Annotated in this window: 21 protein-coding genes and 3 pseudogenes; 10 read left to right on the top strand and 14 right to left on the bottom strand. The window is 73.3% G+C overall.

All coding sequences use genetic code 11. The annotated features are described in order from the left end of the window. Positions 1–27: 27 nt before the first annotated feature. Positions 28–1083 carry a bile acid:sodium symporter family protein gene (locus ACIP8W_RS04735; protein ID WP_401953003.1) on the bottom strand — a complete coding sequence of 352 codons (1056 nt, stop codon included), beginning with the start codon at positions 1081–1083 and terminating at the stop codon, positions 28–30. Between the two features lie 124 nt (positions 1084–1207). On the opposite strand from ACIP8W_RS04735, the gene ACIP8W_RS04730 reads away from it, so the two are divergent. From ACIP8W_RS04730 to ACIP8W_RS04720, 3 genes are all read left to right on the top strand, one after another. Further along, on the top strand, positions 1208–2098 hold the full coding sequence (locus ACIP8W_RS04730) for a LysR substrate-binding domain-containing protein (RefSeq protein ID WP_401953001.1): 891 nt from the start codon (positions 1208–1210) through the stop codon (positions 2096–2098). Between the two features lie 226 nt (positions 2099–2324). Then, positions 2325–4148, top strand: a complete 1824-nt coding sequence (locus ACIP8W_RS04725) for an AMP-dependent synthetase/ligase (RefSeq protein WP_401952998.1) — start codon at positions 2325–2327, stop codon at positions 4146–4148. An 81-nt stretch (positions 4149–4229) separates the two neighbouring features. Next, positions 4230–5060: an aldo/keto reductase gene (locus ACIP8W_RS04720; protein WP_402149655.1), complete on the top strand. Its 831-nt coding sequence runs from the start codon at positions 4230–4232 to the stop codon at positions 5058–5060. A gap of 63 nt (positions 5061–5123) precedes the next feature. Here the strand turns inward: ACIP8W_RS04720 and ACIP8W_RS04715 are convergent, their stop codons facing one another. After that, the gene (locus tag ACIP8W_RS04715; RefSeq protein WP_402149653.1) at positions 5124–5429 is read right to left on the bottom strand and encodes a 4a-hydroxytetrahydrobiopterin dehydratase; all 306 of its coding nucleotides are present in this window, start codon (positions 5427–5429) and stop codon (positions 5124–5126) included. 131 nt (positions 5430–5560) lie between these two features. Between ACIP8W_RS04715 and ACIP8W_RS04710 the strand changes: the two are divergent. Next, positions 5561–5918, top strand: a pseudogene (locus tag ACIP8W_RS04710) (transcriptional regulator); the annotation flags it as partial. 119 nt (positions 5919–6037) lie between these two features. Here the strand turns inward: ACIP8W_RS04710 and ACIP8W_RS04705 are convergent. After that, the gene (locus tag ACIP8W_RS04705; protein ID WP_401952990.1) at positions 6038–7330 is read right to left on the bottom strand and encodes an ABC transporter substrate-binding protein; all 1293 of its coding nucleotides are present in this window, start codon (positions 7328–7330) and stop codon (positions 6038–6040) included. 680 nt (positions 7331–8010) lie between these two features. Here ACIP8W_RS04705 and ACIP8W_RS04700 point away from each other — a divergent pair. Beyond that, positions 8011–8295 carry a hypothetical protein gene (locus ACIP8W_RS04700; protein ID WP_402149652.1) on the top strand — a complete coding sequence of 95 codons (285 nt, stop codon included), beginning with the start codon at positions 8011–8013 and terminating at the stop codon, positions 8293–8295. Here the strand turns inward: ACIP8W_RS04700 and ACIP8W_RS04695 are convergent. After that, entirely contained in the window at positions 8262–8435 is a 174-nt protein-coding gene (locus ACIP8W_RS04695; RefSeq protein WP_402149673.1) for a hypothetical protein, read from the bottom strand. The genes ACIP8W_RS04700 and ACIP8W_RS04695 overlap by 34 nt on opposite strands. Here ACIP8W_RS04695 and ACIP8W_RS04690 point away from each other — a divergent pair. Next, entirely contained in the window at positions 8410–8760 is a 351-nt protein-coding gene (locus tag ACIP8W_RS04690) for a hypothetical protein (protein WP_401953517.1), read from the top strand. The two genes, ACIP8W_RS04695 and ACIP8W_RS04690, sit on opposite strands and share 26 nt — an antisense overlap. Here ACIP8W_RS04690 and ACIP8W_RS04685 read toward each other — a convergent pair. The 4 genes from ACIP8W_RS04685 to ACIP8W_RS04670 all read right to left on the bottom strand — a co-directional run bounded on the left by ACIP8W_RS04685 (position 8716) and on the right by ACIP8W_RS04670 (position 12076). Next, positions 8716–8895 (bottom strand): hypothetical protein, encoded by a 180-nt coding sequence (locus ACIP8W_RS04685; RefSeq protein WP_401952984.1) that lies wholly within the window; start codon positions 8893–8895, stop codon positions 8716–8718. The genes ACIP8W_RS04690 and ACIP8W_RS04685 overlap by 45 nt on opposite strands. Positions 8896–8963: 68 nt before the next feature. Continuing rightward, on the bottom strand, positions 8964–9362 hold the full coding sequence (locus tag ACIP8W_RS04680; protein WP_401952983.1) for a hypothetical protein: 399 nt from the start codon (positions 9360–9362) through the stop codon (positions 8964–8966). A 91-nt stretch (positions 9363–9453) separates the two neighbouring features. Further along, positions 9454–11595, bottom strand: coding sequence for a phage holin family protein (locus ACIP8W_RS04675; RefSeq protein WP_401952980.1), 2142 nt, complete (start codon positions 11593–11595; stop codon positions 9454–9456). Between the two features lie 76 nt (positions 11596–11671). After that, the gene (locus ACIP8W_RS04670; RefSeq protein ID WP_401952978.1) at positions 11672–12076 is read right to left on the bottom strand and encodes a hypothetical protein; all 405 of its coding nucleotides are present in this window, start codon (positions 12074–12076) and stop codon (positions 11672–11674) included. 210 nt (positions 12077–12286) lie between these two features. On the opposite strand from ACIP8W_RS04670, the gene ACIP8W_RS04665 reads away from it, so the two are divergent. Together ACIP8W_RS04665 and ACIP8W_RS04660 are read left to right on the top strand one after the other, a co-directional pair. Then, positions 12287–13078, top strand: coding sequence for an MBL fold metallo-hydrolase (locus ACIP8W_RS04665; protein ID WP_402201933.1), 792 nt, complete (start codon positions 12287–12289; stop codon positions 13076–13078). Then, complete coding sequence (locus ACIP8W_RS04660) at positions 13075–13698, top strand: DedA family protein (RefSeq protein WP_401952972.1); 624 nt, start codon at positions 13075–13077, stop codon at positions 13696–13698. Before ACIP8W_RS04665 ends, ACIP8W_RS04660 begins: the two co-directional genes overlap by 4 nt. A gap of 7 nt (positions 13699–13705) precedes the next feature. On the opposite strand, the gene ACIP8W_RS04655 is transcribed toward ACIP8W_RS04660, so the two are convergent. Next, positions 13706–14923 (bottom strand): aminotransferase class I/II-fold pyridoxal phosphate-dependent enzyme, encoded by a 1218-nt coding sequence (locus ACIP8W_RS04655; RefSeq protein ID WP_401952969.1) that lies wholly within the window; start codon positions 14921–14923, stop codon positions 13706–13708. A gap of 217 nt (positions 14924–15140) precedes the next feature. Here ACIP8W_RS04655 and ACIP8W_RS04650 point away from each other — a divergent pair. Together ACIP8W_RS04650 and ACIP8W_RS04645 are read left to right on the top strand one after the other, a co-directional pair. Beyond that, positions 15141–15230, top strand: a pseudogene (locus ACIP8W_RS04650) (SAM-dependent methyltransferase); the annotation flags it as partial. 35 nt (positions 15231–15265) lie between these two features. Next, the gene (locus ACIP8W_RS04645; RefSeq protein ID WP_401952966.1) at positions 15266–15628 is read left to right on the top strand and encodes a VOC family protein; all 363 of its coding nucleotides are present in this window, start codon (positions 15266–15268) and stop codon (positions 15626–15628) included. A gap of 25 nt (positions 15629–15653) precedes the next feature. Here the strand turns inward: ACIP8W_RS04645 and ACIP8W_RS04640 are convergent, their stop codons facing one another. The 5 genes and pseudogenes from ACIP8W_RS04640 to ACIP8W_RS04620 form a co-directional block, all read right to left on the bottom strand. After that, positions 15654–16235, bottom strand: a complete 582-nt coding sequence (locus tag ACIP8W_RS04640; protein WP_401952964.1) for a GNAT family N-acetyltransferase — start codon at positions 16233–16235, stop codon at positions 15654–15656. 21 nt (positions 16236–16256) lie between these two features. Beyond that, positions 16257–17197, bottom strand: a pseudogene (locus ACIP8W_RS04635) (LD-carboxypeptidase). Beyond that, positions 17194–19191: a prolyl oligopeptidase family serine peptidase gene (locus ACIP8W_RS04630; RefSeq protein ID WP_402201931.1), complete on the bottom strand. Its 1998-nt coding sequence runs from the start codon at positions 19189–19191 to the stop codon at positions 17194–17196. The pseudogene ACIP8W_RS04635 and the gene ACIP8W_RS04630 overlap by 4 nt, the downstream one beginning before the upstream one ends. 11 nt (positions 19192–19202) lie before the next feature. Further along, entirely contained in the window at positions 19203–20540 is a 1338-nt protein-coding gene (locus tag ACIP8W_RS04625; protein WP_401953515.1) for a M20/M25/M40 family metallo-hydrolase, read from the bottom strand. A 1-nt stretch (position 20541) separates the two neighbouring features. Continuing rightward, positions 20542–21378, bottom strand: coding sequence for a M55 family metallopeptidase (locus tag ACIP8W_RS04620; protein ID WP_401952958.1), 837 nt, complete (start codon positions 21376–21378; stop codon positions 20542–20544). Positions 21379–21651: the final 273 nt, after the last annotated feature.

Here is a 21651-nt window from a genome sequence, read left to right as displayed (position 1 = left end):
GGGCACCGGGTCGGCGGGCCCAGGTGGTCACCGGCCGGGAGTGGGTACCCCGGCAGGTTCCGAGGTGGGCACCGGGGCATCCGGGGTCCCGGTCGGCTGCGCCTCCTGCGCCTCCTCGTCCTTCGCCCGGCGCTTCGCCAGGACCGCGCAGACCATCAGCTGCATCTGGTGGAAGAGCATCAGCGGCAGCACCGCCAGGCTCGCGTGGGCGCCGAACAGGACGCTCGCCATCGGGAGCCCCGCCGCCAGGCTCTTCTTCGAGCCCGCGAACTGGATCGCGACCCGGTCCGCCCGGTCGAAGCCGAGCCGCCTGCCTCCGTACCAGCTGACGGAGAGCATCACCGCGAGCAGCACCGCCTCCACCGCCAGCAGCGCGGCCAGCCTCGCGGGGGTCACCTGGTGCCAGATGCCGGTGACCATGCCCTCGCTGAACGCGGTGTAGACGACCAGCAGCACCGAGCCCCGGTCGACCAGGCCCAGCGCCTTCCGGTGCCGGGTGAGGAAGCCGGTGAGCCAGCGGCGCAGCAGTTGGCCCGCGACGAAGGGGAGCAGCAGCTGGGCGACGATCTTGACGAGGGAGTCCGCGGAGAAGCCCGTCGTACCGCCGATGAGGAGCGCCGCCAGGAGCGGAGTGATCACGATGCCGGCCAGGCTGGAGAAAGAGCCCGCGCAGATCGCGGCGGGGACGTTGCCGCGGGCGATGGAGGTGAAGGCGATGGACGACTGGACGGTCGACGGGACCAGACAGAGGAAGAGGAGCCCGCTGTGGAGCTGGGGGGTCAGGAGGTACGGCACCAGTCCCCGGGCGGCCAGCCCGAGGACCGGGAAGAGGACGAAGGTGCAGGCCAGGACGGTGAGGTGGAGCCGCCAGTGCTTCAGTCCTTCGACGATCTCGCGGGTGGAGAGCCTGGCGCCGTAGAGGAAGAACAGGAGCGCCACCGCACCGGTCGAGGCGCCTCCCGCGGCCTCGGCGGCGGCGCCGGAGACCGGGAGGAGGGCGGCGAGTCCGACGGTGGCGAGGAGGGCGAGGACGTACGGGTCGACGGGCAGCCAGGACGGTATGAGGGACGTGCGGCGGTTCATGTGCTCCACTGCTGACGCGCTTCGGGGTACGGATCGGGCCTCCCCATGGTCCACCTGTGCGACTTGATCGGGAATCCCGCATACCGCTCTTACTGTCATCGCGTTACGCGATAGCCTGGCGCCCATGTACGACCCGGGGCAGCTGCGCACCTTCCTCGCCGTGGCGCAGACGCTGAGTTTCACGCAGGCGGCCCGTCGGCTGGGGGTGCGCCAGTCCACGGTGAGCCAGCACATCCGCAGGCTGGAGGGGGAGACGGGGCGGCCGCTGTTCAGCCGGGACACCCACCGCGTGGAGCTGACCGAGGACGGCGAGGCGATGCTCGGTTTCGCCCGGACGATCCTGGCGGCGCACGGCCGCGCGGCGGCCTTCTTCGCGGGGACCCGGCTGCGCGGGCGGCTGCGGTTCGGTGCCTCGGAGGACTTCGTCCTCACCCTGCTGCCGGAGGTCCTGGAGTCGTTCCAGCGGGACCATCCGGAGGTCGATCTGGAGCTGACGGTCGAGCTGTCGGGCACCCTGCACGAACGGCTGGCGGCCGGCCGGCTCGACCTGGTGCTCGCCAAGCGGCGCACCGGGGACACCCACGGCGAGCTGGTCCGGCGCTCCGCCCTGACCTGGATAGGCGCGCCGCGGCTGCGGCTGGACCCCGGCCGACCGGTCCCGCTGGTCGTCTTCCCGCAGCCCGCGCTCACCCGGGCCAGGGCGCTGGAGGTGCTGGAGGCGCACGGCCGGGGGTGGCGGATCGCGTGTACGAGCACCAGCCTGAACGGGCTGGTCGCGGCGGCCCGCGCGGGGCTCGGGGTGATGGCGCACACCCGGGAGCTGATCCCGCCGGGGCTGGTGCCGGTGCCCGCGCGGGCCGGGCTGCCGGAGCTGGGCGAGATGGACTTCGTCCTGCTGCACGGCCGGGCCCCCGGGCACGGCGCGACGCGGGAGGCGGCGGACGCGCTGGCGGCGGCGGTGCTGGCGGGCGGCGAGCGGCTCCGGGAGCCGGTGGGTCCGGTTCCATGGCGGTAGGGGGTAGAGCGGTGGTGATCGCGGCGTACGGATTCGGTGGAGATTCCCCGGCACAGCCCCCGCCCGGGGGTCCGATGGCTGGTTCCCGCCATCCGATTACATGTCTTTCACCCTGCTGACCTGTGGTGATGGGGCTCTGTCCAGGTTGTGTACAGGCTCTGCCCCGAGGCCGCGTGGTGGGGTACCGTCACCGGCGCTGGTGCGGAGCGCCACAAGGAGCGAGTCATTGCGCGAGTTCACCGTCCCCCCTCTGCCGGCCGCCCCTCAGGTCGGTGGGCTCGCCGACATGGTGTTCGACCATGCCCGGTCCGATCCGGACAGGGTCGCGCTGTGCCGCAAGGACGCGGAGGGGCGCTGGCGGGATGTGACCTCGGCGGACTTCCGTGACGAGGTGCTCGCGCTGGCCAAGGGGTTGCTGGCGCAGGGCGTGCGGTTCGGCGACCGGGTCGCGATCATGTCCCGTACGCGGTACGAGTGGACGCTCTTCGACTTCGCGCTGTGGACCGTCGGCGCCCAGCCCGTACCGGTCTATCCGACGTCCTCGGCCGAGCAGGTCTACTGGACGCTGCACAACGCCGAGGTCTCGGCCTGTGTGGTCGAGCACGAGGACCACGCGATGACGGTGGGCTCCGTGATCGGGCGGCTGCCCCGGCTGCGGCGGCTCTGGCAGCTGGACGCCCGTGCCCTGGCGGAGCTGTGCGCGGCGGGCGCGGGGATCGACGACGAGACGGTGCACCGCCACCGCAGGGCCGTGACGCCCGGCTCGGTCGCCACGGTGATCTACACCTCGGGCACCACCGGCCGCCCCAGGGGGTGTGTGCTCACCCACGCGCACTTCATGTTCGAGACGGACACCCTGCTGAAGCACTGGGAGCCGGTCTTCCGCGCCAGGGCGGACGTGGAGGCGTCGACCCTGCTCTTCCTGCCGCTTTCGCATGTCTTCGGGCGGATGATCCAGGTCGCGGCGGTACGCGGCCGGGTCAAGCTGGGCCATCAGCCCGTGCTCCAGGCGAGCGCCCTGCTGCCCGATCTCGCCGCACTCCGGCCGACCTTCGTGCTGGCCGTGCCCTATGTGTTCGAGAAGGTCTACCACGCGGCGCGCAGACGGGCGCAGGCCGAGGGCAGGGCCGCCGCCTTCGACCGGGCCGTCGAGGTGGCGGTGCGGTACGCCGAGGCGCTGGAGGACCGGGCCTTCGGCAGCGGCCCCGGCCCCTCGGCCGGGCTGCGGATCCAGCACCAGTTCTTCGAGAAGGCCGTCTACGGCAAGGTCCGCGACGCGCTGGGCGGGCGGGTGCGGCACGCCGTGTCCGGCGGCTCCGCGATGGACCGGCGGCTCGGACTGTTCTTCGCGGGCGCAGGGGTCAATGTGTACGAGGGGTACGGGCTGACCGAGTCCTGCGCGGCGGCCACGGCCAACCCGCCCGAGCGCACCCGGTACGGCACGGTCGGGCAGCCGATCCCCGGGACGTCGGTGCGCATCGCGGAGGACGGCGAGATATGGCTCCGGGGCGGCCATCTCTTCGCCGGGTATCTGAACGACCGGAAGGCCACCGACGCCGTCCTGCACGACGGCTGGCTGGCCACCGGCGATCTGGGGAGCCTCGACGAGGACGGTTATCTGACCATCACCGGCCGGAAGAAGGACCTCCTGGTCACCTCCAGCGGCAAGACCGTGTCGCCCTCGGCGCTGGAGGAGCGGGTACGGGCACATCCGCTGGTCGCCCAGTGCATCGTGGTCGGCAACGACCGGCCGTACATCGCCGCGCTGATCACGATGGATCCGGAGGCCGTCGAGCACTGGCTGACCATCCGGCGCAAACCACCGCTCAAGGTGACCGAGCTGGTGCGGGACCGGGATCTGGAGACGGAGATCCGGCGTGCGGTGGTGGCGGCGAACACCTCGGTGTCGCAGGCCGAGTCGATTCGTACGTTCCGGATCCTGGCGCATCCGTTCAGCGAGGAACACGGGCTGCTCACACCGTCGTTGAAGCTGAAGCGCAAGGCGATAGAGGCCGCCTACGCGGCCGAGGTCGACGCGCTCTACCGTTGAACGGGCGGGTCGGGGAATCCGGCCGCCTCCACGATCGTTGGACCACAAGGAAGCAACCGGCAACGTTAGGATCGAGCGCTCGTGACCAAGGTCCCCGCCCTCACGCTCAACAACGGCATCAAGATGCCCCAGCTCGGCTACGGCGTCTGGCAGGTGCCGGACGACGAAGCGGCGCAGGCCGTCGGCGCGGCGCTGGAGGCCGGCTACCGCAGCATCGACACCGCCGCCATCTACGGCAACGAAGAGGGCACGGGCAAGGCCATCGCCGCGTCCGGGATCGCCCGCGAGGAGCTTTTCGTCACGACGAAGCTGTGGAACAGCGAGCAGGGTTACGACTCGACCCTGCGCGCCTTCGACGTCTCGCTGGCCAAGCTCGGCCTGGACCATGTCGACCTGTACCTCATCCACTGGCCCAGGCCGGCCGCCGACACCTATGTCGACACGTACAAGGCGTTCGAGAAGATCCTCTCGGAGGGCCGCGCCCGGTCGATCGGCGTGTCGAACTTCCTGCCCGAGCACCTGGAGCGGCTGTTCGGCGAGACCTCCGTGGTCCCCGCCGTCAACCAGATCGAGCTGCACCCGCAGCTCCAGCAGGCCGAGTCCCGCGCCTTCCACGCCCGCCACTCCATCGCCACCGAGGCGTGGTCCCCGCTGGGGCAGGGCAAGGGGCTCCTGGAGGTGCCGACCGTGGTCGCCATCGCGCGCAAGCACGAGCGGACCCCGGCCCAGGTGGTGCTGCGCTGGCACCTCCAGCTGGGAAATGTGGTGATCCCGAAGTCCGTGACCCCCGCGCGGATCCGGGAGAACATCGAGGTCTTCGACTTCGAGCTGGACGCCGACGACCTGGCGGCGTTCACCGCGCTCGACGAGGGCAAGCGCATCGGCCCCGATCCGGCCACGCTCAACGTCTGACCGGGACACACCGAACACACCACAGCGCCCTCGGATCCCCGCGCGGGACCGAGGGCACTGTGGTCAGCGCGCGCCGTGGGCCGGGGCGATCTCCTCGACGCGGGCGGCGAGAGTGAAGTCCAGCGCGGTGACGGCGCCGCCCGCGTCATGGGTGCTGACGGCGAGCGCGACCGTGGAGTAGCCGAGGGTCAGCTCGGAGTGGTGGTTCAACTCCTCCTGGATCCGGGCGATATGGACCGTCATCGCGGCCGCGCCGAAGTGGGTGGCGAGCCGGTACGTCCGGGCGAGGCGCCCGTCCGTCAGCGACCAGCCGGGCAGCGCCCCCAGCCGGTCCTCGGTCTCGTGCTGCGACAGCGGCTCTGCGGCCATGGCCGGGGCTCCTCGGCTGGTGCGGGCGACAACGCGGCCGACCCTACGCCGCACCACCACCCCCGAACCGACACGCCGTACCGTACACACCACTCGAATACCCTGTCCGGCCGCTCCCCTACGGTCCTCCCATGACGGTTCCCACTCCCACGATCGGCCCCCTGCCGCGTGGGACTGGCGCCGGGTGGGCCGGCTGGAGCCGGCGCTCCGGGCCGACTCGTCCGCGCGGCACATCAGCTTCATCGAGACCAACCCGTCGAGGAGATGGTGCTACGGCTGGCCGAGCATCTCGATGTGCCGGCGCGGGAGCGCAACTCCCTTCTGCCGGAAGCCGGTTACGTGCCCCGGTTCACCGGGACCGCGCTGGGCGACCCGGCCATGGACACACCGCGCGAGACACTCGACCGGCTGCCGCGGGGGTACGAGCCGTATCCGGCGCCGATCGTCGACGCGACGTGCACCGTGGTGTCCGCCGACCGGGGCGTCGCCCACGGCCGCTCGGGGGACCACGGCCGGAGCGGCTGCTCCGGTGCGTGGTCCCCGCCAAGGCGGCGGCCGGGCGGTGCGGCCCGGTGGTGGGGCTTGTCATGGCGCGTGGGGCCCGGCTCTCAGCTCTGCTCGAGAAGCCGGTCGCAGGCGCGTACGGCCTGGTCGAGCGCCTCCTGCGGACTCTGCTTCCCCTGAAGCGCCTTCGCCACCTGGTTGCGCAGCTCGGTCTTCATCTGCTCACTGAACAGGACGGGCATGTAATTGACCGCGTTCTTCAGGGACTTGGCGGCGGCGACCCTGACCCGGGTCACATCGGTGCCGTCCTCCTCGGTGAAGTACGGGTCGTCCAGCGAGCCTTCGGTGCTGGGGAAGATCGCGACCTTCTTGGCGAAGGACATCTGGCGCGTCGCGTCCGTGACGAAGTGGGCGAACTCCACGGCCGCGGGCTTCTCCTTGGTACGGGAGTTGACCATGACGCCCATGACGTACATATTGGCCTTGCCGGTGTTGCTGATCTGGTCCGTGATCCCGATGTTCTCGTAGAGGTTCGGGGCCTTCTTCTTGAAGTTCTCCAGGTCCAACGCGCTGCCCGGGTTCATGGCCACGGACTCGGTGAGGAACTTGGTGCCCGCGGACTCGGGGGTCGCGGTGAGCGCCTGCGAGTCGAGTGCCTTGTTGTCGAACAACTTCTTGTAGCGGGTGAGGAGTTCGACGCCCTTCGCGTCGTTGAAGGCGAAGCCCGTACCCTCCTCGTTCATCAGCTGGACGCCGTAGCGGCCGAAGTCCTCGATCGTGGGCACCTGGGCGAGGGCGGCGATCCTCCCACCGCTCCGCTCGGCCAGCTTCAGACCGTCCTCGAAGAGCTGGTCGTAGGTGGTGGGCGGCTGCTCGGGGTCGAGACCGGCCTCGCTGAACAGGCGCTTGTTGTAGAACGTCGGGCCGGTGTTCAGATACCAGGGGAAGCCGTACGTACCCTCCAGGCCCGGTATCCGATGGCTCTTCCAGGCGCCCGGCAGATACTCCTTGCCGTAGGAGGCCGCGGTCTTGTCCTTGTCGAGGTCGAGCGCGATCCCCGCCTTGGCCAGCGGGGCCACCAGGTCGGGGGAGACGTTGACGACGTCGGGCAGGGTGCCGCCGGCGGCGTCCGCGCTGAGCTTGTCGGCGTAGCCCTCGGCGGGCCGGTCGACCCACTTCACCTCCGTATCCGGGTACTTCTTCTCGAAGTCCTTGATGACTCCGTTGAAGTAGTCCTTGAAATTGGCCTGGAGGTTCCAGGTCTGGAAGGTGATCTGCCCCTCGACCGCGCCGGAGGAGTCGGAGGATTCGTCGTCCGATCCTCCGCCGCAGGCGCTGAGCGGCAGGACGGTGGCGAGAACAGTGGCTACGGCGACTGCTCTGCGGGAGATGCGCACGGTGAACGGCTCCTTCGCTCGTTGCTTATGCCCAGCAGACCCTGCAAGGCGCTGGCTGGAAAGTCAACAGACTCTTGGCGCGAAACCCCTGTCCCGCCCGCCTTGCGGCAGCTCGGGCCAGCTTTTCGCTTTTCTTGCGGCAGTTGACTCATGTGCTTTGGCGTGACGCCTCAAGCGCATGGGTCCGGGGTTGCACACAGCTCGTCCGGTACAACCGGAAAAGCCCTGTGATGCCCCCCTGTCGAGAGGTACGCGGGTGGCAGCGGACCGCCGGCGGCCGGGGAGACCCCGGTGACCGGGCGCACCCCGGCGCGCCCTCCGACGATGAAGACATCGCCCGGCGCACCGGGGTGTCGGAGAGCGCCGTGTCCTTCGCGCTCAACGACCGCCCGGGGTCTGCGAGGTGACCCGCGACCGGGTCCGCCGAGTGGCCGAACAGCTGGGCCGGGGACCCGGCGCCGCCGCCCGAGCGCTCTCCGGGGAGGGCGCCGCGACCGTGGTGCTGATGCCGGCCGGGCCCGCCGCGACCCTGGGCGTCGACTCGTTCTTCCTCCCGTCGGTCTCCGTGTTCCAGGAGATCCTGCCAGACCGTCAACTGGTCCTGTTGTTCCAGGTCGTGGAGGATGTGCGCGCGGAGTGCGCGGTCCACCGCCGCTGGTGGGCGGAGCAGCGGGTCGACGGTGTCCTCGTCGTGGACCCGAGGACCGCAGATCCTCGGGTCCGCGCTCCTGGCCGAGCTGGGGCTGCCCGCCGTCGTCATCGGCGCGCCGTCCGGCGAGGGCGGCGCGCCGCACCCCGGGCTCTCGCAGGTCCGGGCCGACGACGCGGGTGCCATGGCGGCCGTCCTCGGCAGGCTGTACGGGCTGGGCACCGGCGGATCGCGCATGTCGCGGGGCCGCCGTCGCCCGCCCGCACCGAACGGCGCGTCAGGTCACTGCGGGCCGAGGCCGACCGGTACGGCCTGACCGAGGTCCGCGTCCTGGCCACCGACCGCTCCGACCCCCAGGGCACGGCGGCGACCCGCCGGGGTGCCGGCGGAGGAGCGCCCGCCGACCGCGCTGGTCCACGACAACGACGTGATGGCCGTGGCCGGAACGGCCGTCATGGCCGGGCTCGGTCTCTCCGTACCCGGCGATGTCTCGGTGGTCTCCCGGGAGGACTCCGCCCTGCGCCGACCGGTCCGCCCCGGGCTGACGGCCTCTCCCGCGATCCGGTCGGGGCGGCGGGACCGCCGCGCGGGAGCCGGCCACGCTGCCCGACGGCGGCGGCGGGACCGTACGGCTGCCGCTCCCGGCGCTGGTCGAACGCGGGAGCCCGGCGGCGGCGCGCGGGTGAAGTGGTCCGGCCGGCCACGCCCTCGTGCGAGCGCGGCCGGCCGGGGGCGGCTAGCGCGCCGCCGTACCGCTCTCGTCCGGCTCGGAGTCCGATGACACGGACGACGCGGACGCGGTGACCGGTTCCGGCCTTCCCTTGCTCGGGGGGCGGAGCCGGGTGGCAGCTTCGTCGGTACGGGCGGCCTCGGCTCGGATCATGGCGTTGAGGGCGGCGAAGAGGTCGATGGGCATGGCGGTGTTCCTCACTGTGGGACGGTGCTGGATCGGCTGCTGGACGTACGGGACCGGGCAGGGTCCTGTCAGCAGCGCAGCACCGCACAGCGGGCGGCGCCGGGGGCCGCCGGGAGCGCGTCCCGCACACACCGGCCGGGGTACGGGGGGAGCCTCGGCCCGTACGTGCAGAGGAGGTCGGGGGCATCCACCCGCGCCCGGCCCGGCCGCTCGGTCCTGGCGGGGGTCACCTCTTCGGTCTCGGGGGTGTCCCGCTGCATCTCGCCCCGGCCGTCGCTCCCCGGGTCGCAGGGGCCCGACGCGGACGGCGGGGGCTGCGCGCCCCACGCGAGCGCGGCGCCGGACTCCAGCGACAGGCCGAGCAGGATGGTCAGGGCCAGCAGGCCCGCCAGCGCGGCCCGGCGTGCGCCCGCGGCGCGGGCGGCCGCCGCGGCGGTGCACGGGGGTGCGGAAGCGGTACGGCGCATGGGCACGACCTCCTGGACATGCGACCCCTGCCCAGGTACGCACGCACCCCGTCCTGCTACCGGCGGAAATCGCCCGCAGGGAGGACCGGAGTTACGCCGAGTCCGGCTCACCCTCGGTGGTTCGTGCGCCGGTCGTGCGCGCATTCGCCACCGGACCGGTCGCCGCCCCGGTCGTTCCCAGCGGCACCTGCGGCCCGCTGCCCTCGCGCAGCCAGCGCCGCAGCACCCCGTGCACCCGCTCGGCGCCCACGAGTTCACCGCCCGCCGGGACCGGTTCCGAGAGCGCCAGCGGCGACAGCAGGAAGGGGCGCGCCTGGTCGCCGCCGAGTCCGCCGTGCGAGCCGATCTGTTCCTCGAAGGCGTGCACCCGGCCGGTCCCGGGGTCGTACATGGAGTTGACCATGATGTCGGCGACGTGCGGGAAGCCGTCGGTGCGCCGTACGGCCTCGGCGGCGCCGGGGCCCAGCGCGGCGAGCGGGCCGTCGTCCGTCAGCGCGGCCACCGGGATCTCCGCGCCGCCGGGGCCGAGCACCACCGAGCCGTGCTCCTCGCTCGCGACCAGCAGGAAGCCGATCCCCGGGTGGCCGGCGAGGGTGCGCAGCAGCGCGGGGTGGCGCCGGTCGATGTGCTCGCGGGTCATCCGCCCCGGTGCGTCGGGGAACGAGATCAGGGCGAGGTTCCCGGAGGCCAGCACGACCGGGTCGGAGCCCCGTACCGGCTTCTCCCCGGTGGGCTCCGGCCGGTGGAGCGCACCGCGCACCGCGTGGCGCGCGGCGTCGCGCGCCTCCGCGCCGCTCCGCGTCCGCTCGGCCCTGCGGGGCACGGGCAGTCCGCAGCCCGCCCTGACCAGGTCCCGCAGGGTGAGCCCGTAGGCGCCCTCGAAGGTCTCGCCGGGGCTCTGCCCGTGGTCGGAGAGCAGCACGATCCGGTACGTACGCGGCGCGTGCTCGGCGGCCCTCGCGATCAGGCCCACCGCGCGATCGAGCCGGGACAGGACCTGCGCGGCGTCCCGGCTGTGCGGGCCCGAGTGGTGGGCGACCTCGTCGTAGGCGACGAGGTCGGCGTAGACGGCGGTACGGCCCGCCAGCATGTCGCCGATGACCGCGGTGACCACCACGTCCCGCTGGACGACCGTCGCGAAGGCCCGGATCAGCGGATAGAGCCCGCCCCTGCTCACCCTCGGCCGGTCACCGCGCAGCCGGGCCCGGACGGACTGGGCGATCTCGCGGCCGACGTCGGAGACGAAGGAGACAGCGGTACGGACGGCGTTGGCCGGGTCGGAGAAGTACGCGAAGTAGCCCGCCCTGGAGCGGTTGGCCCGGCCGCGTCGGGCGGCGATCGACAGCACCAGCGCGAGCTGGTCCGCGCCGCCGCTGAAGAGGTTGCCCCGGCTGGCGCCGTCCACGGTCAGCAGCCCGCCGTCCCCGGTCCGTTCGATGGCCCGGCGCTGGAGTTCGGCGGCGCTCGCCGGGCGGCTGCTGACCACGATCCGGCCGGTGTCCTTCTCGTACCAGCGGAAGGCGGGGACGTCATGGTTGCTGCCGTGCAGGATGCCCAGCTGGGTGGCGCCGGTCTGGCTGGACCAGTCGGTACGCCAGGGGGTGATCCGGTGGGTGGCCGCGGCCCCGCCGGTCCCCGCCCCGAGCCAGGTCGCGACCTGCGGCATCAGCCCCCGCTCCACCGCGTCCAGCAGCACCCGGTGCCCCACCCCGTCGAGCTGGAGGAAGACCGTGCCGGGCACCCCGCCGTGCCGTCCGTCCTCGCCGGTCCTGCGGCGGCGCCGGTCGGCGAGGCGCGAGAGACGCCGCCGGTACGCGTCGTCGTCACCGACCGCGAGCGCGGTGGAGGTCGCGGAGGCGACGGCGGACATCACGGCGGCGACCACCACCGCCGTCTCCGGGTCGGCGGCGCCCCGGCCGTCCGGGATGAGCCGCAGCGCGATCCACAGCAGCGAGCCGTTGAGGAAGAACACCAGCAGCCCGAGGACGAGCGCGGGGACGAGCAGCAACGCCCGTACGAGCACGGGCCAGACCAGCGCGCCGAGCAGACCGAACGCGCCCGCGCCCCAGGCGGCGGTGACCGCGATCCGGGTGGGGCTGTCCCCGTCGGCGGACTGGAGGCTGAAGTCCGGCAGGATCCCGGCGAGCGCCAGCATCGTCAGGGTGGACACCGCCCAGACGACGATCACCCGCAGCAGGGCGCCGACCGTCGTCCGCCATCGCCCCTTGCGCACCGCTTCTCCCACCTCATGTCAGGGCCCGCCCGTACGGCTCACGGGCTCCGTCCCCAGCGTCGCACAGGCCGTGCGGTCAGCCGCCGCGGTACCCGACCGTCGGTATCGAGAGTCTGCGGTGGACCTCGGCCTTCATCGCGGCGTCGTACCGGGGTTCGGCCAGGCCCACCGTCTCCAGCCGTACGCCCCGGCGTCCGCACTCCGCCAGGAACCCGGGCACCGAGGTGAACGCGCGGTCGAGCACCCGCTCGCTGGCCGCGACGAAGACGTCCACCAGCCCCGCGTCGACATCCCGCCACACGCCGCCGTGGTCGGGACGCAGCCGGTAGAGGAGCAGCTGCCGCACGACGGCGTACCCCTTGGCCTCGGCCCAGCGCGCGCACATCGCGTGCTGGGCACGGGTGTCCACGAGGAAGGGCTCCCGGTCGAGTTCCTCCAGCGGGGTCCGGCTGACGATCACCGCCACACGTAGCTCGCCCATGCCGGTCCCCCGTCTCCCCGTCCCCCTGACCTGTGCTCCGTCCGCCAGACCCTAACCCGCGCGCACCCCGGCGGGGCAGGCGCGCGGCAGGTGGTCGCGAGGGCGTGGACGGGCGCGTCGGCGAGGGCCGCGCTCCGTCCCGCACGCCCCCTGGCACCGGCGCCGTACGCTGAAAGCCGGTCAGGGGCGCGGACAGGAGCGGTGGTCGGGTTGGGAACTGTCATCACCTGGTGGGGCCATGCCGCCTGTACGGTCGAGGACTCCGGGGTCCGGCTGCTGACGGACCCGCTCTTCGTCCGCCGGATGGCCCATCTGCGCCGCCGCCGGGGGCCCGTACCGCCGCCGGGGGCGTCGGTCGCCGACGCCGTGCTGATCTCGCATCTGCACTCCGACCATCTGCATCTGCCGTCGCTGGCCGGGCTCGCGCCCGGCACCCGGCTGATCGTGCCGCGCGACGCGGAGCGTTCGGTGCCGGGGCTGCGGCGGCTGGACGCGCGCCGTCACCCCGCCGGGCTGCGGATCACCGAGGTCGACGTGGGCGACGAGGTCGAGATCGGGGCGGTACGGGTACGGGCGGTCCCGGCGTCGCACGACGGGCGGCGGCTGCCGGTCGGGCCGCACCGCTCCCCCGCGCTCGGCTATGTGATCAGCGGCGCGTCCCGGACGTACTTCGCGGGCGACACCGGGCTCTTCGCGTCGATGGCGGACGCCGTGGGGCCCGTCGATGTGGCGCTGCTGCCGGTCGGCGGCTGGGGGCCGCGGCTGGGGGCCGGGCATCTGGACGCCGGGCGGGCGGCCGAGGCGCTGGTCCGGCTGGCGCCGCGCGCGGCGGTGCCGGTGCACTACGGCACCTACTGGCCGATCGGTCTGGACGCGGTCAGGCCGTACGAGTTCCACGGCCCGGGTGACGAGTTCGTGCGGAAGGCCGCCGAGCTGGCCCCCAAGGTGACCGTGCATCTGCTGCGGCACGGGGAGAGCGTGGCGGCGGGGGGCGAACCATGATCGACCGGATCGTCTCGCGGCTGGCGGAGCTGCCGCCCGAGTCCACCCAGCAGGCCGTCGGCTATCCGTCGGTGTTTCTGCTGGTGGCGCTGGGCGCGCTGGTGCCGGTGGTGCCGACGGGCGCGGTGGTGAGTTCGGCCGCCGTGGTGGCCTTCCACCAGAGCGGTCCGTTCCCGATGGTCTGCGTCTTCCTCGTCGCGTCGTGCGCCGCCTTCCTCGGCGACATCTCGCTGTACTGGCTCGGGCAACGCGGGGTGCGCTCGAAGAACGGCTCGCGCCGGCTGGCCGCGCTGCGCAGACACGCCCCGCCCGACCGGCTGGAGCAGGCGCGGCTCAAGCTGCGGGAGAACGGGGTGACGGTGCTGGTGCTGTCCCGGCTGGTGCCGGCCGGGCGGATCCCGGTGATGCTGGCCTGTCTGCTCGGCGAGTGGCCGCTGCGCCGGTTCGCCCGGGGCGATGCGCCGGCCTGTCTGGCCTGGTCGGCGACGTACATGCTGATCGGGGTGGGCGGCGGCGCGCTCTTCCCCGAGCCGTGGGAGGGGGTGCTCGCGGCGGTGGCCCTGACGGTGCTGCTGAGCGCCGCGCCCGCGTTCTGGCGCAGACGGCGCCGTACGGGCTGAGCGGCCCTCAGCGCAGCTCGTCGAGTACGGACCTGAGCATGTCCAGCGCCTGGGCGACCTGCGGCAGGGCCAGCGGGTCCGGCGCGGCGAGGGACTCCAGGCGCTCGGCCGGGGCGGTGCCGAGCAGCGGTCCGGTCGGCAACCGTACGCGCAGCGCGCCCAGTTCGTCGCCGAACCGATGGCCGCCCGCGACGGGCATCCCGAGGCGCGCGCCGAGATGGTCCTCCAGCTCCATCGAGTCGCCCACGCCCCGGTCCGCCAGCCGGGCGCGCAACGGGCCGAGGTCGGCGTAGAGGTGGCGGCCCGACTGCGGGGTCCTGGCGAGTCCGCCGCAGTCGAGCACCGCCCGGTGCGCGGCGGCGGCCACGCGCGCGTGCAGCGCGGCGGCGGCGCGCGCCCTGGCGGTGACGGCGGCGGGTTCGTCGAGCGCGTGGGCGGCGGCGGCCCCGACCGGCCCCGCGACCAGCGCGCCGAGCGCGGTGAGGATGTCCACCGTCCTCGCCCGCAGGGCGGCGCCCGTCGCGGTGGTGGGGAAGCGGGCGACGGCCATCGGCCAGGCGGCCGGGAGCAGCGAGCCCGCCGCGTCGGAGACGATCACGACCTCGTCGGGCCACATCTCGGCGGGGCTGAGCAGCACCGTCTCGTGCGGCCGGTGCAGGGTGTCGCGCCAGGTCTCGTCGCTGATGACGTGCAGCCCCTCTCCGATGGCCGCCTCACAGACCTCGTGGACCAGTTCGGGCGGAGCGACGGTGGCGGTGGGGTCGTCGGCGACGGAGAGCAGCAGGACGGTGGGGACGCCGCCCTCGGCCCGTACCCGCCGCACGGTCTCCAGCAGGGCGTACGGGTCGGGCACGCCGCCCGCGTCCGCCGGGGCGGGCACGTGGTAGGCGGGTCTGCCCAGCAGCCGGACCTGTGGAGTCCACCAGGCGGGACAGGGGCGGGGCATCAGGACGTCCCCGCCGTACGCGGCGAGCAGCGCGAACAGCAGCGGCTGCGCGCCGGGCGCCACCGCCATGTCCCGGGGACCGCCGCGCAGCCCCCGGCGCCGCCAGTAGCCGCAGGCCGCCGCCCGCAGGACCGCGGAGCCGCCGGGCGGCTCCGGCAGGGTCCGGCCGGCCGCCGCCGCGCAGACCCCGACCAGCTCGGGCAGCGCGGGCAGCCCGGCCCCGGGCGCGGCCGGCGCGAACCGTACGGGGCCACGCCCCCCGACCACCGTGGGACACATACCGCCACCTCCCGCGCCTGATGGAGCCGCTTCGCACCACTTCATCCCTTGAGCCAGTTATACGGAGGTTTCGCGCCCGGCGCTCAGGGAGCGACCGCGTGCGGCGCCCCCGGAAGAAGAACCGCACCGCTCACATGGCGAGATGTGCATCTCACCATCCGGCGCGGAGGCGTAGCGCGGCCCCACCGCTCCACCCGTACGACCAGGGAGTCCGGTCATGCCGAAAGAGACCGCCGTCTACACCCATGGGCACCACGAGTCGGTGCTCCGCTCGCACACCTGGCGTACCGCCGCCAACTCGGCCGCGCGCACCTCCTGCCCTCGCCAACTACCCTGTTGCGCATGGAAATCCTGGGAACCACTCTGCGTATCTACGTCGACGACCTGGAGACCTCGGCGGCGTTCTACGAACGCCTCACCGGAAGTCCCGCGCTCCGCTTCGAGCGCGGCGGGGTATCGGTCGCCGCCGTCAGCTGCTTCCTCCTGATGAGCGGCCCCGAGGCGGAGATGGAGATCCTGCGCAAGGTGACGGCGACCGTCGCCGTCAAGGATCTCGACGCGGCGCACACCGCCCTCACCGAGGTCGGCGCCAAGGTCGTCGTGGGCCCGGTGGTGACCCCGGCGGGACGCAACCTGATCGCGGCACACCCGGACGGCTCGGTCTTCGAGTACGTCGACCGGGGCCGGCCGGACCCCACCGGCTGACCCCGGCCGACCACCGGACGGCGGATCAGGCGGAAGGGCTCCCGGCGCCCGCCGCCCCCATGTCCGCCGTGATCGCCCAGCGTTCGTGGTCGCGCCAGGCGCCGTCGATGTGGAGGAAGTCCGGCGAGTAGCCCTCCAGCCGGAAGCCCGCGCGGCGTACGAGGGCGATGGACGCGGTGTTGCCCGGCTGGATGTTGGCCTCCAGCCGGTGCAGGCCGAGCGGGCCGTGCGGGTCGAACGCCCGGCGCAGGACCAGGGCGAGCGCCTCGGCCATCAGGCCGCGTCCGGCGGCGTGCGCGAAGGCCCCGTATCCGAGCGCGCCGCAGCGGAAGGCGCCCCGGACGATGTTGTTGATGTTGATGAAACCCGCGATCCGGCCATCGGCGCGGTCACAGACGAGGTGGCCCGCCCTGGTGGGGTCCTCCATGATCCGGCCCGCGTACGCGGCGTAGGCGCCCGCGTCCGTGGGCGGGAAGAGCCAGGGGCGGTGCAGGTCCCCGCTCTCGCGGGCACGGGCGGTGAACTCGTCGGCGTCGCCGGGGCGGAAGGAGCGCAGGAGCGTACGGGGGCCCTCGGCGAGCGGGGCGGAAGGATGGCGACCGGGCATCCGGCCAGCCTAGAGCCTGTTTCAGGCCAGCGCGGGCGTCTCCGGGGTGAGGCTCGCCCAGCCTTCCCCGCCGGCGCGGCAGGACCGCCGGTACGCCCAGCGGGATCGTCGGCGCGGGATCGCCCTGGCCGAAACCCAGCTCCTCGACGACCGGGACGCCGAGACCGCCGAGCCGGTCGAGCATCAGCGCGCGTACGGCGTCGTACGGGCCGCACCGCGCCCAGGAGCCGAGCGCGATCCCCGCGACCCCGTCGAGCCGGCCCGAGCGCAGGAGTCGGGTGAGGATACGGTCGAGGCGGTACGGCTCCTCGTCGATGTCCTCGATGAGCAGCAGCCCGCCCGCCGCCGAGGGCCGGGCGTACGGAGTGCCGGTCCCGGGGGCGAGCAGGCTCGCGCGGCCGCCGAAGATGACCCCGTGCGCCCGGCCGGGGACCAGGGTCCTGGCGGTGTCCAGGCCGAGGGCGCGCACCGACTCGGGCGCGAAGAGGGTGGCGCGCAGCGACTCGCGGGGCGTGGCGTCGTTCAGGAAGGCCACGGTGGCGGTCATCGGGCCGTGCAGGGTGGCCAGTCCCAGCCGTACGGCGAACGCCTCGCGCAGCGCGGTGAGGTCGCTGTAGCCGACGAAGACCTTGGGCCCGGCCGCGCGCACCGCGTCCCAGTCGAGCAGCTCCACCACGCGCTGCGCGCCACAGCCGCCCCGGGCGCACAGCACGGCGCTGACGGACGGGTCGCACCAGGCGTCCGCGAGGTCGCGGGCACGCTCCTCGTCGGCCCCGGCGAGATGGCCGGAGGGGTGGGCGGCGAGGACGTGCGGGCCACCACGGGGTCGAGGCCCCAGCCGCGCAGGATGTCCGGCCCGGCGTCGAGCCGGTCGGCGGGGACAGGGCCGCTGGGGGCCACGACGGCGACCCGGGAGCCGGGGCGCGCAGCCGGGCGGGCCGGAGCAGCGGTGTGACGGTCACCGTGTCAGTTCCAGGCGCGGTACGTCGGGGCGCGCGAACCCGAAGGTCTGGGCGTACAGGGAGAGTTCGGCCTCCAGAGCGCGGATCATCGTATCGGCCCGGCGGAATCCGTGACCCTCGCCCTCGAAGGCGAGATACGCGTGCGGGATGCCGCGTCCGGCGGCCCGGTCGAGGAACCGTTCACACTGCGCGGGCGGACAGATGGTGTCGTCGAGCCCCTGGAGCAGCAGGAACGGCGCGGCGATCCGGTCGACGTGGTGGATCGGTGAGCGGTCGTGGTAGCGCCCGGGGACCTCGGCGAGCGGGCCGACCAGCGATTCGAGGTACTGGGACTCGAAGTCGTGGGTCTCGCCGGTGGCCCAGCCCAGCAGGTCGAGGATGGGGTACTTGACGGTGGCGCAGGCGTACACCCCGGTGGTGGTGAGCGAGGCGGCCGCCGTCCAGCCGCCCGCGCTGCCGCCGCGTACGGCGAGCCTGGCCGGGTCGGCGGCGCCCTCCTCGGCCAGCGCCCGCGCGACGGCCGCGCAGTCCTCGACGTCGACGATCCCCCACTGCCCGCGCAGCCGTTCGCGGTAGGCGCGGCCGTAGCCGGTGGAGCCGCCGTAGTCGACCTCGGCGACACCGATGCCCCGGGAGGTGAAGTAGGCGATCTCCAGGTCGAGTACGAGCGGGGCCTGCCCGGTGGGCCCGCCGTGGACCCATACCGCGTAAGGCGGCAACTCGCCCTGGGGTCCGGTTCGTTCGGGGTGGCGCGGCGGGTGGATCCGGGCATGGATCTCGCGTCCGCCGGGTCCGGTGAAGGTACGGGCGCGGGGCTCGGGGTAGTACGCGGGGTCCACCGGGTCGTGGCGTGCCGCACCGATCACCCGGGTGCGCCCGGTGGTGGTGTCCAGCTCCACGATCTCGTACGCGCTGTGCGGTCCGGCCGCCACACCGGCCACCCGGTCGCCGCGTACGGCGAGGGTGGCGGACCACTCCGTCCAGGGCCCCGCCACGTCGGTCAGTTCGCCGGTCGCCGGGTCGAGCACCCCGAGGGTGGTGGTGCCCCGGCCGTGGATGACGGCGATCAGGCCGTTGTCCAGGGGGTGGAACCACTGGAGGCCGATCTTCCAGAGGGGTCCGCCGAACTCCTCGTCCCGGCCGGGGCACAGGGACGTACTCGCGGCCGCTCCGAGCGCGTCGGGCCGGACGCGGTGCGGCTCCCACCAGCCGCCGATGTCGGTGACGAACAGCAGCGAGCCGTCCGGCGCCCAGTCGGCCTGCGCGACCGACTCGCCATCGCCACCGACGACGGGCCGCACCTCGGTGAACGGGCCTTTCCCCACAGGGACTTGGCCCAGCATCACCACCGTGGCGTCCCAGGGCATGTCCGGATGGTCCCAGGCGATCCACACCGCCCGGCGCCCGTCCGGCGAGAGCCGGGGCCCGGTGACGAACCGGTGCCGGTCGTCGGACAGCTCGGTCACGGCCGTACGATCCTCGGCGGCCGAGCCGTCCAGTGGTACGGCGGCGATCACCCGCCGCACATCGGTGGGCCCCTCCCCGGTGAACTCCTCGAGTACGCACCAGACTTCGCCCCGCTCCAGCTGAATACGAGGGTCGGCCCAGCGCAGTCCGCCGCCGGTCGCCGAGAGCGGGGTGAGCGGGCGGGGTCCGGCCGCGCCGTCCGGTTCGTACGCGTACAGCCGCTGGTCGGGGAAGTGGACGAAGACGACGAGCGGGCCGCCGGTCGCGCGCGCGGCCCCGGCCCAGGGCACACCGCCGTACTCGATCACCCGGCTGCGCACGTTCCACGGGGCGGGCAGCACCACCGCTCCCCCGCCCCCGGCCGTCCCGCGCACCAGCGCGCGGCGGCCCCCCTCGGCGGGGCGCGGCTCCGTCCACCACAGCTCGTCGCCGACCGCACCCAGATATTCGGGGCGTCCGTCGTGCGAGGCGGCGAGCGCGGCGTCGATCGGTGACGGCCAGCTGCCATAGGCCGCGACGGTCTCCATCAGCATGACTCCTAGGCGGACTTGAGGTAGTGGTCGAGTACGCGGACACCGAAGTGCAGCGCCGGGACGGGCACCCGTTCGTCCACACCGTGGAAGAGCGCCTGGTAGTCGAAGCCCGGAGGCAGCTTGAGCGGCGAGAAGCCGTAGCCGGTGATGCCGAGCCGGGAGAATTGCTTGGCGTCGGTGCCGCCCGACATGCAGTACGGCACGACGTGCCCGGCCGGGTCGAAGCGCTCCACGGCCGCCCGCATCTTGGCGAAGGCCGGGGAGTCGACCGGCGCCTGGAGCGCCACCTCCCGGTGGTGGAACTCCCACGCGACATCGGGTCCGGTCAGCTGGTCCAGGGTGGCGCGGAACTCCTCCTCGCCGCCGGGCACGATGCGTCCGTCGACCATCGCGGTGGCCTGTCCCGGGATCACATTGACCTTGTAACCGGCTTCCAGGACCGTCGGGTTGGCGCTGTTGCGCACGGTCGGCTCGACCAGGGCCGCGGCCGGTCCCAGCTTGCCCAGCAGCCCGTCCGTGTCGAAGTCGGCGGCGTGGACGTCGACGTCGATGCCGTGCAGCGCGGCCAGCTCGGCGAGGGCGGCCCGGACGGTCGGGGTGAGCCGGACCGGCCAGGGGTGGTCGCCGATCCTGGCGATGGCGGCGGCGAGCCGGCTGACCGCGTTGGCGCGGTTGACCTTGGAGCCGTGTCCGGCCCTGCCCCGGGCGGTGAGTTTGAGCCAGCCGGTGCCGCGTTCCCCGACGGCGATCGGGTAGAGGGCCATGCCGGGGCCGGCGTGGAAGGTGAAGGCCCCGGACTCGCCGATGCCCTCCGTGCAGCCCTCGAACAGTTCGGGGTGCCGGTCGGCGAGGAAGCCCGAGCCGTCCTCGGCACTGGCCTCCTCGTCGGCGGTGTAGGCGATCACGATGTCCCGGCGCGGCCGGATCCCGGCCCTGGCCCAGAAGCGGACGACCGACAGCATCATCGCGTCCATGTTCTTCATGTCGATCGCGCCCCGGCCCCACACCACCCCGTCCCTGACCTCACCGGAGAAGGGGTGCAGCGCCCAGTCGGCGGGCTCGGCGGGCACCACGTCGAGATGGCCGTGGACGAGCAGCGCCTCGGCGGACGGGTCGGTGCCCTCGATCCTGGCCACCACATTGGTCCGTCCGGGGGTCCGCTCCACCAGGGTGGGTTCGATCCCCGCGTCGGCGAGCCGCTCGGCGACGTACTCCGCCGCGGGCCGCTCCCGGCAGTCCCCGCCGCCTCGGTTGGTGGTGTCGATGCGGATGAGGTCGGAGGTGAAGGTGACCACCTCGTCCAGCGCCGTCGCATCGAGAGCGTCACGCGTGTCGGGCGTCATGTCAGCCATACTGCTCCTCCAACGCGGCCGAAACGATCGTCGTGACCGCTTTGAAGGTACGAATGGCCTCGTACATCGTCCCGCTGGTGTACGCGACCCGCCGTTCGCGGGACAGTGCCACGCCCGGGACGACCGTGGCGGCGGCCGGAAGATGGGCCGCGTCGAACTCCACCTCCACGGTGAACGGCCCGTCGTCGGCCGGTTCGCGCCGTCCCGCCAGCTCCATGGCGTCCTTCGCCGCGGCCCGGATGTCGGCGGCGGTACGGGCCGGGGTACGGCACACCGCCGCGTACCGCGAGACATGGTCCTTCACCGCGACCTTGCGCGCCTCGGGCGCGTAGTCGAGGGCGTCCTCGCAGGTCAGGTCGTCGCCGGTGACCAGGATGACCGGGACTCCGTACTCCGCGGCCACCCGGGCGTTCAGCAGGCCCTCGCTGGCCCGTACGCCGTTCAGCAGGACCTCGGTGATCGAGTTGGCGAGATAGGTGTGGGCGAGGACGCCCTCCGTCCCGGCCCCGGTGTGGTAGCCGACGAAGGCGACGGCGTCGACATCGCCGTACTGGACGCCCTCGACCATGGAGAGCGCCTTGTGGCGTCCGGTGAGCATCTGGGCGCGCTCGTCCAGCTGTTCCAGCAGCAGATTGCGCATGGTCGAGTGCGCCTCGTTGATGAGCACCTCGTCGGCGCCGCCGTCGAAGAAGCCGAGGACGGCGGCGTTGACATCGGAGGTGAACAGGGAGCGGCAGCGTTCCCACTGGGGAGTGCCCGGCAGGACGTCCGCCGGCCAGGTCACCCCGGTGGCGCCCTCCATGTCGGCGCTGATGAGGATCTTTCGCATGTACCACTCTTATCGCAGGCGCTTGTCGCAGGTGAGGAGCTGTCCGCGGAAGTCGTCCGCGGGATCGTTCCCCTGGGCCGTTCCCCGCATCGTTCACGGTCGTCCCCGGATCGTTCACAGGGATCGTGACCACGGCCCTCCCTCCCCGCGGGTGCCCTCACCGTACGCGCCGCGCGCCCGGCGCACGCCCGCGCATCGCGCCCGCGCTCTTCCCCGTACCATGCCCTCACAATCAATCTCGTGACACTGTGAGGATTCGGTAACACGCCTTTA

Origin of the sequence: Streptomyces sp. NPDC088554 (assembly GCF_044752945.1) — a bacterium.
Classification (GTDB): domain Bacteria; phylum Actinomycetota; class Actinomycetes; order Streptomycetales; family Streptomycetaceae; genus Streptomyces.
The sequence above is the reverse complement of the archived record's forward strand: the minus strand, read 5'-3'. Positions and strand labels throughout refer to the sequence as shown.

Excerpts from the sequence above, each read along its gene's own strand:
- ACIP8W_RS04655 (WP_401952969.1), bottom strand. The coding sequence starts at position 14,923 with ATGTGTCCCACGGTGGTCGGGGGGCGTGGCCCCGTACGGTTCGCGCCG.
- ACIP8W_RS04685 (WP_401952984.1), bottom strand. The coding sequence starts at position 8,895 with ATGCCCATCGACCTCTTCGCCGCCCTCAACGCCATGATCCGAGCCGAG.
- ACIP8W_RS04640 (WP_401952964.1), bottom strand. The coding sequence starts at position 16,235 with ATGCCCGGTCGCCATCCTTCCGCCCCGCTCGCCGAGGGCCCCCGTACG.
- ACIP8W_RS04715 (WP_402149653.1), bottom strand. The coding sequence starts at position 5,429 with ATGGCCGCAGAGCCGCTGTCGCAGCACGAGACCGAGGACCGGCTGGGG.
- ACIP8W_RS04645 (WP_401952966.1), top strand. The coding sequence starts at position 15,266 with ATGGAAATCCTGGGAACCACTCTGCGTATCTACGTCGACGACCTGGAG.
- ACIP8W_RS04625 (WP_401953515.1), bottom strand. The coding sequence starts at position 20,540 with ATGACGCCCGACACGCGTGACGCTCTCGATGCGACGGCGCTGGACGAG.
- ACIP8W_RS04660 (WP_401952972.1), top strand. The coding sequence starts at position 13,075 with ATGATCGACCGGATCGTCTCGCGGCTGGCGGAGCTGCCGCCCGAGTCC.
- ACIP8W_RS04735 (WP_401953003.1), bottom strand. The coding sequence starts at position 1,083 with ATGAACCGCCGCACGTCCCTCATACCGTCCTGGCTGCCCGTCGACCCG.
- ACIP8W_RS04730 (WP_401953001.1), top strand. The coding sequence starts at position 1,208 with ATGTACGACCCGGGGCAGCTGCGCACCTTCCTCGCCGTGGCGCAGACG.
- ACIP8W_RS04690 (WP_401953517.1), top strand. The coding sequence starts at position 8,410 with ATGGCCGTGGCCGGAACGGCCGTCATGGCCGGGCTCGGTCTCTCCGTA.
- ACIP8W_RS04680 (WP_401952983.1), bottom strand. The coding sequence starts at position 9,362 with ATGCGCCGTACCGCTTCCGCACCCCCGTGCACCGCCGCGGCGGCCGCC.
- ACIP8W_RS04630 (WP_402201931.1), bottom strand. The coding sequence starts at position 19,191 with ATGGAGACCGTCGCGGCCTATGGCAGCTGGCCGTCACCGATCGACGCC.
- ACIP8W_RS04695 (WP_402149673.1), bottom strand. The coding sequence starts at position 8,435 with ATGACGGCCGTTCCGGCCACGGCCATCACGTCGTTGTCGTGGACCAGC.
- ACIP8W_RS04620 (WP_401952958.1), bottom strand. The coding sequence starts at position 21,378 with ATGCGAAAGATCCTCATCAGCGCCGACATGGAGGGCGCCACCGGGGTG.
- ACIP8W_RS04670 (WP_401952978.1), bottom strand. The coding sequence starts at position 12,076 with ATGGGCGAGCTACGTGTGGCGGTGATCGTCAGCCGGACCCCGCTGGAG.